Below are 10,394 nucleotides of genomic sequence, written 5' to 3'. Positions count from 1 at the left end.
GCGCACGGACCGCGTCCACCCCGTCGGGCAGGGGAACCAGTGCGTCCGTCGGCACCGCCGCGTATTCCGCCCAGCCACCCAGCGGCGGATGACCGACGACCCGGGTCCCGACCGATGGGCCGGATCCGTCGGCCGCGGCCTGCACGACCAGTCCGGCGATGTCTTTGCCCGGCAACAGATCCGGGCGCGGATCCGCCAACAGGAAGGTCTCGCCACGGTTGGGCGCGAAAGCCTCGACGCGGACGAGTGCCTCGTCGACGCGGGGCACGGGTTCGGCCGCTTCGGTTATGGTGACCGGCCGCTTCGGGTCGCCGGTCGGAATCAAACGTCGCATGCCGTGATGTAACCGCCGTACCGTCGGCCCGGGCCAACAACTGGCCCGCGATGGTGACAACGCACGGTTGTCGCCGCTGCGTGTCATACCTGGACGCCGGGTAGGAACGCGCGGATCCAGCTGGAGGTGACATCGCGCCGACCGACCGCCGACGGTTTCGCCGCGTCGGTGGAACTCCGTGTCAGGGCGGCCGACGGGAGCGCTATGGTGCGAAACGTGGACCTGGATCTGGCAACCGTGCGCGCGTTCGTGCGCACGGCGCACGAACGGCATTTCGGCCGTGCCGCCGCGAACCTCGGGATCACTCAGCAGGCGCTGTCCAAGCGAGTGGCCCGACTGGAATCCAGCCTCGGTGTCCGCCTACTCGACCGCGACCAGCACGGGGTACGACTCACCGAGGCCGGCGCGCGGTTTCTGCCGGGCGCCGAGGAGACCCTGCGCGCCGGTGATCGGGCGGTGGCCGCCCTCGTCGGCGCGCACGGTCCCCTGCACATCGACGTGTGGGGGCACCTGTTCGCTCCGCTGCGCACGGTCGCCCAGGTCGCGACCGCACCGGGAGCACCGCCACTACGACCGGGCCACGGACGCGACCTGCCCACCGTCGCCGCAGCCGTCGTCCACGGTGAGATCGACGCCGGATTCGGCCGGGTCCACCCGCCCTTACCGGACGGGTTGACCCATCGTCTCGTCCGCCTCGAGCCGGTCGATGTGGTCGTGAGCACCGATCATCGGCTCGCCGGGGCCACCTCGCTGCGCCCCGACCAACTGCGCGACAGCGTCCTGCACGCACCGGCCGATCTCGGCCGCCTGGACTTTCTTGCCCGTTTCGCCGAACGTTTCGGTATCAGCGAGCACCTCACCACGCCGAATCTCGGTCTCGCACCGATGCTTTCGACGCTGGCCGCCGATCCGCGTGGCTTCGCCCTCCTGCCCGCCGACGTCGAGTTCCCCGAGGCGCCAGGGGTCACCGCGATACCGCTGGTGGACCCGACTCCCCTCTACGCCTGGTCGTTGATCTGGCGTACCGGCGCCGAACCGCCATTGCTCGAAGCGCTGGTGACCGCCCTGGTCCGGACGGCAGGCGAGAATCGGTGGCTGGAGTACGACCCGGCCCGCGACTGGTTACCGACGCAGGAACCCACCCTCGCCTGATCACGGGCACAGTGACTCTGCCGGTCCGTATTGTCCGAATCGATGCGGGAGGTCCGCTCACCCGGTGATACAGTCCGGCAGGATTTTTCGATGGGGAGGGTCAGTCATCAACGCAGCACGGACAGTTGGGTGGCGCACCGGGTTCGGGGGGTCGGCTCGATGAATCGCACCAGGTGGATCATCGCGAGCCTGGTGGCGGTGGTCGCGGTCGTCGTGGCGGTGGTGGTCGTCGTGGTGGTCACCCGCGACGAGGATCCGCGTGAATTCGTCGCGGAGAAGTACCGGCGAGCGCAGCAACTCGATCAGGCGAACAACGGCCTGGCGTTCCTCGCCACCGCCGCACCGGCCGCGGTGGCCGCCACGATCGCGAAAGCCACCGACCCGCGCGGCCGGCGCAACACCGGCGACAACCACTACCTACGCTTCGACCACGACCTCCTCGCGGTGTCACCGCATGCCGGTGGCTCCCTGATCCTCGTCGACAGCTACGCCAACGGCACGCGCCGCCATCACGCCCACACCAGCGGTTACGGCTGGACCAGCGGCTCCGCGGCGGGCGACTACCGCGGCGGCGGCAGCGACAACGGCGGCAAGTAGTTCATTCGGGCATCTCGCCCGCACAGCACAGGAGGACACTCATGCTCGCCGACCTGGCGGCGGACGCGGGCGCAGCGCTCGCCTATTCCGCGGTGGGAATCGTGTTGATGGCCGTCGGTTTCGGCGTCGTCGACCTGCTCACCCCGGGCGACCTGCGCGCCCAGATCTGGATCGAACGCAACCGCAATGCCGCGATCCTGCTCGCCTCGAACCTGTTCGGGGTCGGGATCATCGTGGCCGTGGCCATCTGGACCTCGGAAGGCAAGATCGCCGAGGCGCTGCTGTCCAGCGCGATTTACGGGGTGATCGGGCTGGCCGCGATGGCGGTGGCGTTCGTGCTGCTCGACGCGCTCACCCCCGGCGACTTCCGGGCCGTCGTCGCCGACGCCGAACCGCATCCGGCGGTGTGGGTCACGGCGTCGGCGCATGTCGCGGTCGCGCTGGTGGTGGCCGCGGGCCTGACCTGATGCCCCGGCACCGCCTGGCCAGGGCGGCGCTGCTGGCGACCGTGTTCGTCTGCGCGGCATGCGGTTTGGTGTACGAGCTGTCGCTGGTCACCCTCGGCAGCTATCTGATCGGTGACACCGCCGCGCAGGCGTCGATCACGTTGAGCGTGATGGTCTGTTCGATGGGTGTCGGCGCGCTGCTGGCGAAACCGCTCCGGTCGCGTGCCGCCGCGGCTTTCGTGGCCGTGGAACTGGCATTGGCCGTCGTCGGCGGGCTCTCCGTCGCTGCCCTGTACGCCAGTTACGCGTGGCTCAATCTCTATACCGGCACGCTGGTGCTGGCGGCGGCGGTGATCGGGATGCTCGTCGGTGCGGAGATCCCGTTGCTGATGGAGTTGCTCCAGGACATCCGCGAGCAGGAGGCCAGCAGCGCGGTCGCCGACCTGTTCGCGGCCGACTACGTGGGCGCGCTGCTGGGTGGCCTGGCGTTTCCGTTCCTGCTGCTGCCGGTGTTCGGGCAGATCCGCGGCAGCCTGGTGGTCGGGGTCGTGAACGCGATCGCCGGACTCGCGTTGGCGTTCTTCTTCTTTCGCGACAAGATGACGCGCGGCGCTCGCCACACCCTGATCGCCGCGACCGTCGTGGTGGCCTGCGGGCTGACCGGTAGTTACCTTTACGCCGACCGTTTCGAGGCGACAGCGCAGCAGGCGCTGTTCGCCCACCCGATCGTGTGGCAGACACGCACGCCCTATCAGCAGATCGTGCTCACCGAATCGTTCTCCCCGTTCGCCACCACCGATACCCGGCTCTATCTCAACGGCGGACTCCAGTTCTCCTCGGTCGACGAATACCGCTATCACGAGGCGCTGGTGCACCCGGTGCTGGCGGGCTCGCACCGTTCGGTGCTGGTGCTGGGCGGCGGCGACGGCCTCGCGCTGCGCGAGATCCTGCGCTATCGCGACATCGCCGAGGTGACCCTGGTCGAACTCGATCCGGCGATGATCGAGCTGGCCCGCACCGACGACCGGCTCACCGATCTCAACCGCCGCGCGTTCGACGATCGACGGGTCACCGTGGTCGAGGCCGACGCCTTCACCTGGTTACGCAGTGCCCCAGGGCTTTTCGACGCGGTGATCGTCGATCTGCCCGACCCCGACCAGACCTCGGTGGCCAAGCTGTACTCGCAGGAGTTCTACGCGATGACCGCCAACGTGCTGGCCCCCGGCGCCCGCATGGTCGTCCAATCGGGCTCGCCCTTCTTCGCCCCGCGCTCCTTCTGGACCATCGACGCCACCGTGCGCTCGGCGGGTCTGCACACCACCCCGTATCACGTGGACGTCCCGAGCTTCGGCGACTGGGGCTTCGTGCTGGCGTCGGCGGGCGCGAGGCCGACGCCGTCCCTGCGCAGCCCCGGGCCCCTGCGTTCCCTGGACGAGACCACCCTCACCGCGGCCACCGTCTTCCCACCGGACCGCCGAGCGGTCGACCCCGAGGTCTCGACATTGATGCGTCCGGTGATCCTGGATCTGCAACGCCAAGAATGGCGTTGACGTCAGACCTGACCCGAACAGGCCAGGTGCGTACCGACGACGACGAGCCCGAGGACGGCGACCACCGCCGACAACGCCGGGGCCGGTTCTCGCACCAACCGGGACGCGCCGCGCCGCACAGCGACACCTGCCCGCTCCAGCCGGCTCCCGAGGGCCGGACGCCCAGTGGGCTCGCCGTCCGCGCGCCCGCGGAACCTGCGGCGGACGATGCCGAGCAGAGTGAGGACGAGCGCGGTGATCAACATCGTCTTTCCTTCCTGCTCAACGGGTTCCGACAACAGCACGCGATGACTTCGCGGGCCGTCCGGGAACGGTGACGATGCCGAACGCGATCAGGCTGTCGGCGGTGTCGCGCACGGTGTCCTCGATCGGGCGCATGGTCCAGCCCAGTTCGCGGCGGGCCTTGTCGGCGCTGACGTGTTCGGTGCGGCCCAGCACCGGCACGGTCAGGCGCACACCTTTGTCGAAGACGGCGACCACGCGGATCACCCAGTTCGGCAGGACCCGGGTGGGGACACGGAAGCCCTCGGCGGCGTAGTCGCGGGCCAGCAGGCCGGCCAGCTCCCCCATCCAGAGCGGATCGGCCGCGCAGATGTACCGATTGCCCGCGGCCTCGGGAACTTCCATCGCCAGCCGGTGCGCCACGGCGAGGTCGCGCACGTCGACGGGGGTCCAGCCGGTTTTCACCGAACCGGGGACGTCGCGGGCCAGCAGTCGGCGGACCGGCTCGTGGGAGGTACTGGTCCTGGCTTCGAGCAGCGGGCCCAGGATCATGCCGGGATTGACCACCACCAGTTCCAGATCCGAGGCGGCGGGCAGGGATTCGACGAAGTCCCAGGCCGCGCGCTCGGCGAGGGTCTTGCTCTTCTGATACGCGGGGATGCGCTCGACCACCGACCAGTCGTCCTCGGTTCGTACCTCGTCGGTGTCGTGGCCGTAGGCGACGGCGGCGACCGAGGAGGTCAGCACGACGCGGCGGACACCGGCGGCCGCTGCGGCGCGCAACACGCGCAGGGTGCCCTGCACCGCGGGCTCGATGAGGTCCTGCTCGTCCTCCGGCGGTGCCGCGGGGAACGGCGAGGCAACGTGCAGCACGGTGTCGCAGCCGGTGACCGCCGCGGCCCAGCCCGCGTCGTCGTCGAGGGAGGCGGCGACGAATTCCAGCTCGCCCCCGGTGCGGCGGGCGAGTTCGGTCAGGTGGGCGCGGGTGGCGTGCGCGGCGAGGTCGCGCACGGTGGCGCGGACGGCATAGCCGTGGTCGAGGAGTTCGGCGATGCAGTGGCCGGCGACGAAACCTGTCGCGCCGGTGACGAGTACCCGGGTGGTCATGGTGGTCATCCATTCCGTCGATTCGGTGGAGCACGCATCTAAGCGATGCTCAATTAATCTAAACACTGCATAGATTTCCTGTCCAGTGCCAATTCCGGCGGAGGTCTCGCATACGCTCGGAGGGTGAAGCGCACCAGTTACCACCACGGCGATCTGCGCGCCACGCTGATGGACGCCTGCCTGCGCCTGATCGAGAGCGAGGGCCTGGCCGCGGTGAGCCTGCGCCGGGTCGCCAGGGAGGCCGGGGTCAGCAGCGGCGCGCCCTATCACCATTTCGCCGACCGCGCCGCGCTGCTCTCCGCCCTGTCGATCGACGGCTTCCAGCAGTTGGCGGCCTATCTGACCGCCGCCAGGGCCACGACCACCGACCCGCTGGCTGCCCTCACCGAACTCGGCGATGCCTACGTGCGGTTCTCCCGCGAACACCCGGCCCAGTTCCGGCTCATGTTCCGGCCCGAACTGTCCCAGCCGGAAAAGCACCCCGACGCCCACGCCGCCGGCGACGCCGCCTTCGACGTCCTGGTCCGGACGGTCGCCGACTGTGTCGCCGTCGGGGCGCTGCCCGCCGATCGCGCCGAGACCCTGGCCGTCGCCTGGTGGGGACTGGCACACGGGCTGGCATCGCTGTGGCTCGACGGACATCTCGAAAAGCGCAGTGAACAGATGGGCACGCACGCCCCCGAACTCGTCGACACGATCATGCGCACCTTCACCGCGCTGATCGCGCCGGGATCGGCGACCGCCTGACGCGCCGCCCAAATTCCGGCGACCCGGCACGTGCACTCACCTAGAGTGAGTAACACCGTCTTTGTCCGTGCGTACCCGCTTCGAGCAGGAGGCCCGATGTCCGGCACCGCGAAACTCGATCCCGTGGTCGAAGCGTTCGTCGACGCGCTCAACGCGCAGGACACCGACCAGTTCTACGGTGTGCTCACCGAGGACGCGACGATGTCCGATGACGGTGTCGAACGCAATCTCGCCCAGTGGACCGAGGCCGAGATCTTCAGCAGCAACGGACATCTGGTCGTGGACACGGTCGACTCCGACGACGGCCTCGCCCTCACCGCCGACTACACCAACAGCCGGTGGGGTTCGATACGCACCACCTGGCAGTTCGTCCTGCGCGACGGGCTGATCAGCCGATTCGAAACAGGACAGGCGTGACCGACGATCTTCTTCTCACCCCGCGTTACGGCACAGCCACACTCGCCGATCTCCTCCCGTCGGTACTGAGCTGCCTCGGTGTCCCCGGCGACACCGACCGACTCGGCCTCGATCTCGATGTCGACCGTGTCTGCGTATTACTCGTGGACGGACTCGGCGCACAAGCCCTGGCGGCCGAATCCGCTGCGGCGCCGTTCCTGACGAGCCTGCCCGAGGCGAGCATCGACGCCGGGTTCCCGAGCACCACGGCGACGAGTCTGACCACCCTCGGCACCGGCCTGCCCGCCGGCGAGCACGGCATCGTCGGCTACTGCATGCGCCTGCCCGGCGAGGAACGCCTGTTCAACTCGCTCAGGTGGCAACTCATGGGCGACGGACCGAAGGCCGACGCACGCGCCACGCTCCCACCAGACCGGATCCAGCCGCATCGCACCGTCTTCGAGCGCGCCACCGCGGCGGGCATCGCGGCGGTACAGGTCGCACCGAGCTACCAGGACGGTTCCGGCCTGACCTCGGCCGGCTGGCGCGGCGGCGAATTCCGCACCGCCTACTCGGTCGGCGATCTCGTCGACGGAGTTCTCAACGCCCTCACCTCGGCACCGAAAACCCTGGTCTACACCTATCATTCCGAACTCGACACCACCGGCCACGCTCGCGGGCCCGCCAGCCGCGCATGGCGGTTCGAACTCGCCAATGTCGACCGGATCGCCGCCGAGATCGCCGCGCGCCTGCCCGCTCGCTCGGCGCTGATCGTCACCGCCGATCACGGCATGATCGAACTGCGCGAGCGCGTCGACTTCGACACCCACCCGCACCTGTCGGACGATGTCGCGGCACTCGGCGGTGAACCACGCGCCCGCCACGTCTACACCGACAACCCCGCCGCGGTCGCCGACACCTGGCGCGGCGTTCTCGGGAGCGGATTCCTGGTGCGCACCCGAGACGAGGCGATCGAGGCAGGCTGGTTCGGCCCGGTCGTCACCCGCGACGCCGCCGCGCGCATCGGCGATCTCGTCGTGATCGCGAGCGGCGACGGCGGTGTCGTGCGGTCGGGCGCCGAACCGCTGCAATCGATGATGATCGGCCACCACGGCTCGCTCACCGCCGCCGAGCTGCGGGTTCCCCTGCGAATCCACCGCGCCTGAGCACCACCGCATAAGCTGGCGTCGACGCGCAACCGCGCGCAGCGAACCATTCCAGGAGGAATCATGCACGCCAACACCCGAACCGGCGCCGTCGCGGTGGGCGTCGCGGTGCTGGCGGCATTGGCCACCGGATGCACCGAGGTCGAGCGAGTGCTCAACCAGGGCGGTGACACGAGCTGTCGCGACTACGTCAACCAGGACGCGAACACCAAGCGGATCACCATCACCAAGGCGATCAAGCAGCAGACCGGCAACGACAACGAACCGGCGGGCACCGTGGTCGACTCGATGATCGTGCAGGTCGATCTGCTGTGCGCGACTCAGCGCAATGTCGACACCCCGATCAAGAACGCCGATATCGCCGGGATATTCCTGAACAAGTAGTCACCGGCGTCAAGGCAACGCGACAGCCCGGCGACCGGTGACCGGTCGTCCTCGGCACAAACGTTCCCACGGCGGTGGCACAGCTGATAGACAGTAAGCGCCACACCCGTTCTCGTCGCTGGAACGGTGCGTCACCGACGAAGCAGGGAGTGAACGTGGGCGAGGAACTGGGCAGGGCACCAGGCGCCCACGACGACCCGATCGCCGGACCGCACCGGCCCGAACGACTCTCGGACTACCGGGTCGAACTCGAGAAGCAGTGGAACCGCCTCGCCGCACCCTCGCGCCCGCTGACCCTGCCCCGCGACACCGGGGCCGTGCGCAACGATGTCGCCAAATCCTGGCAGCGCTCCCTGCACACCGTCGACCCCGCCACCGAAGTCGCTCCCGGATTCAACGACATCAGTGACCGCTGGTCGGAATCCCCGCTGCGCAGACCGGTCACCGAACTCGCGGGTCAGCTGCGCGGAATGGCCGAGGAGTCGGGCTATCTCGCCGTCGTCAGTGACGAATCGGGCACCATCTTGTGGACCGCGGGCGATCGCACGCTGCGCCGCCAAGGGGAGGCGGTGAACTTCGCGCCGGGCGGGGTCTGGGACGAAAGCCACATGGGCACCAACGGGTTATCTCTGGCCCTGCACGACGACAGGGCCGTCACCGTGTTCTCCGCCGAGCATCTCGTCGCCGCGCTGCACGGCTGGGTCTGCTACTCCGCGCCGATCCACGGCCCCGACGGCCGCACGGTGGGTGTGCTCGATCTGTCCTCGACGTGGGAACGTTCGCATCCGATGGTGATGACCTCGGTCCGCGCATTGGTCACCGCCGTGGAGACCATGCTGCGCGCCGAGGCGCCCACCCCGGCACCGGGTGTTCGACTCGAATGCCTCGGCGCCGCACGGCTTTTGCGCGACGGCAGACCGGTGCCGCTGCCGCCGCGCCAACTCGAGATCCTCGCGCTGCTGGCGCTCGAGCCCGACGGCTACACCCCCGAGCAATTGCACGCCGCGGTCTACGGTGAGCGGCCGGTGTCGCTGAACACGCTCAAAGCCGATGTGTCGCACCTGCGCCGCGCCACCCGCGGCGAGATCACCAACCGGCGCTACATGCTCACCGGCCAGGTGTCCTGCGACGCGGTGGACCTACTGGCCGCCATCGAGGGCGGCGACCTCACCTCGGCGCTGTGGCTGTATCGCGGACCACTGCTGCCCGGATCGGATCTGCCCGGCGTCGAACAGTGGCGCGCCCACCTCGATGTCGGCATCCGCAACGCCGTGCTGGGCAGCGACCGGCCCGAGCACGCGGTCGCGTTCGGGCAGCGCTGCCCCGGCGATGTCGCCGTGCACGAGCACGCCCTGCGGCTACTGCCTCGCGACGACGTCCGCCGCGCCGTCGTGACGGCCCGGCTTTTCACCGCACGCCAGGGCTGACCTGCGCAGACGCCGTCACCAACCTCGTACCAACCTTCGCCGACCATAGTGTGGGGCACCACGCAGAGGTCGCGAGGAGCGAGGCGAATGATCTACGGCAAACCCGGATCGGATACCGGCATAGTCAGCTATGCCGCCCGATACGACAACTTCATCGGAGGTGACTGGTCGCCCCCTGTCGAAGGCCGTTATTTCGACAACACCTCACCGGTCGACGGTGAGATCTTCTGCGCGGTGGCCCGTTCCAGCGCCGCCGACATCGACATGGCGCTCGAGGCGGCACACCGCGCCACCGAGCGATGGGCCGCGACCTCGGTCACCGAGCGGGCCGACATCCTGCTCAAGATCGCCGACCGGATCGAGAACAGTCTCGAACCGCTGGCCGTGGCCGAGACCTGGGACAACGGCAAACCGGTGCGCGAAACCCTGGCGGCGGACCTCCCGCTGGCCATCGATCACTTCCGGTACTTCGCGGGTGTGCTTCGCGCCCAGGAGGGCTCGCTGTCCCAGATCGACGCCGACACGGTCGCCTATCACTTCCACGAACCGCTCGGCGTGGTCGGCCAGATCATTCCGTGGAACTTCCCGATCCTGATGGCCGCCTGGAAACTCGCACCCGCGCTGGCGGCGGGCAACTGCGTGGTCATCAAACCGGCCGAACAGACACCGGCGTCGCTGCTGCTCGTCGTCGAACTCATCGCGGATCTGTTACCCGACGGAGTTCTCAACGTGGTCAACGGTTTCGGTGTCGAGGCGGGCAAACCGCTGGCACAGAGCCCACGGGTGGCCAAGCTCGCCTTCACCGGCGAGACCACCACCGGGCCGCTGATCATGCAGTACGCCAGCGAGAACATCATTCCGGTCAC

Annotated in this window: 13 protein-coding genes; 10 read left to right on the top strand and 3 right to left on the bottom strand. The window is 69.0% G+C overall.

Annotated features, from left to right (window positions below; all coding sequences use genetic code 11):
- Positions 1 to 334 (bottom strand): alcohol dehydrogenase catalytic domain-containing protein (locus ACFWF3_RS11060; protein ID WP_379313505.1); only part of this gene is annotated, 334 nt, incomplete at its 3' end.
- Positions 335 to 550: 216 nt separating this feature from the next.
- Between ACFWF3_RS11060 and ACFWF3_RS11055 the strand changes: the two genes are divergently transcribed.
- The 4 genes from ACFWF3_RS11055 to ACFWF3_RS11040 all read left to right on the top strand — a co-directional run bounded on the left by ACFWF3_RS11055 (position 551) and on the right by ACFWF3_RS11040 (position 4,079).
- Positions 551 to 1,486, top strand: coding sequence for a LysR family transcriptional regulator (locus ACFWF3_RS11055; protein WP_379313503.1), 936 nt, complete (start codon positions 551 to 553; stop codon positions 1,484 to 1,486).
- Positions 1,487 to 1,645: 159 nt separating this feature from the next.
- A complete protein-coding gene (locus ACFWF3_RS11050) occupies positions 1,646 to 2,083 on the top strand; it encodes a DUF4247 domain-containing protein (protein ID WP_379313502.1) in 438 nt (145 codons plus the stop codon).
- Positions 2,084 to 2,124: 41 nt separating this feature from the next.
- Positions 2,125 to 2,550 (top strand): DUF350 domain-containing protein, encoded by a 426-nt coding sequence (locus ACFWF3_RS11045; protein WP_378914280.1) that lies wholly within the window; start codon positions 2,125 to 2,127, stop codon positions 2,548 to 2,550.
- Positions 2,550 to 4,079, top strand: coding sequence for a polyamine aminopropyltransferase (locus tag ACFWF3_RS11040; protein ID WP_379313500.1), 1,530 nt, complete (start codon positions 2,550 to 2,552; stop codon positions 4,077 to 4,079). Before ACFWF3_RS11045 ends, ACFWF3_RS11040 begins: the two co-directional genes overlap by 1 nt.
- 2 nt (positions 4,080 to 4,081) lie before the next feature.
- On the opposite strand, the gene ACFWF3_RS11035 is transcribed toward ACFWF3_RS11040, so the two are convergent.
- Together ACFWF3_RS11035 and ACFWF3_RS11030 are read right to left on the bottom strand one after the other, a co-directional pair.
- Positions 4,082 to 4,324, bottom strand: coding sequence for a hypothetical protein (locus ACFWF3_RS11035; RefSeq protein WP_379313499.1), 243 nt, complete (start codon positions 4,322 to 4,324; stop codon positions 4,082 to 4,084).
- A gap of 16 nt (positions 4,325 to 4,340) precedes the next feature.
- Positions 4,341 to 5,417: an NAD-dependent epimerase/dehydratase family protein gene (locus ACFWF3_RS11030; protein ID WP_379313498.1), complete on the bottom strand. Its 1,077-nt coding sequence runs from the start codon at positions 5,415 to 5,417 to the stop codon at positions 4,341 to 4,343.
- Between the two features lie 114 nt (positions 5,418 to 5,531).
- On the opposite strand from ACFWF3_RS11030, the gene ACFWF3_RS11025 reads away from it, so the two are divergent.
- From ACFWF3_RS11025 to ACFWF3_RS11000, 6 genes are all read left to right on the top strand, one after another.
- Complete coding sequence (locus ACFWF3_RS11025) at positions 5,532 to 6,155, top strand: TetR/AcrR family transcriptional regulator (RefSeq protein ID WP_378987823.1); 624 nt, start codon at positions 5,532 to 5,534, stop codon at positions 6,153 to 6,155.
- A gap of 96 nt (positions 6,156 to 6,251) precedes the next feature.
- Positions 6,252 to 6,572, top strand: coding sequence for a nuclear transport factor 2 family protein (locus ACFWF3_RS11020; protein WP_379313496.1), 321 nt, complete (start codon positions 6,252 to 6,254; stop codon positions 6,570 to 6,572).
- Positions 6,569 to 7,717 carry an alkaline phosphatase family protein gene (locus ACFWF3_RS11015; protein ID WP_379313494.1) on the top strand — a complete coding sequence of 383 codons (1,149 nt, stop codon included), beginning with the start codon at positions 6,569 to 6,571 and terminating at the stop codon, positions 7,715 to 7,717. Before ACFWF3_RS11020 ends, ACFWF3_RS11015 begins: the two co-directional genes overlap by 4 nt.
- A 63-nt stretch (positions 7,718 to 7,780) precedes the next feature.
- The gene (locus tag ACFWF3_RS11010) at positions 7,781 to 8,101 is read left to right on the top strand and encodes a hypothetical protein (RefSeq protein ID WP_378987829.1); all 321 of its coding nucleotides are present in this window, start codon (positions 7,781 to 7,783) and stop codon (positions 8,099 to 8,101) included.
- Between the two features lie 155 nt (positions 8,102 to 8,256).
- The gene (locus tag ACFWF3_RS11005) at positions 8,257 to 9,528 is read left to right on the top strand and encodes a transcriptional regulator (RefSeq protein WP_378987832.1); all 1,272 of its coding nucleotides are present in this window, start codon (positions 8,257 to 8,259) and stop codon (positions 9,526 to 9,528) included.
- Positions 9,529 to 9,615: 87 nt separating this feature from the next.
- A partial coding sequence (locus ACFWF3_RS11000; protein WP_379313493.1) for an aldehyde dehydrogenase family protein occupies positions 9,616 to 10,394 on the top strand: 779 nt, incomplete at its 3' end.

This window comes from Nocardia sp. NPDC060220 (genome assembly GCF_042727815.1).
Taxonomy (GTDB): domain Bacteria; phylum Actinomycetota; class Actinomycetes; order Mycobacteriales; family Mycobacteriaceae; genus Nocardia.
This window is presented reverse-complemented; position numbering and strand designations above follow the sequence as displayed.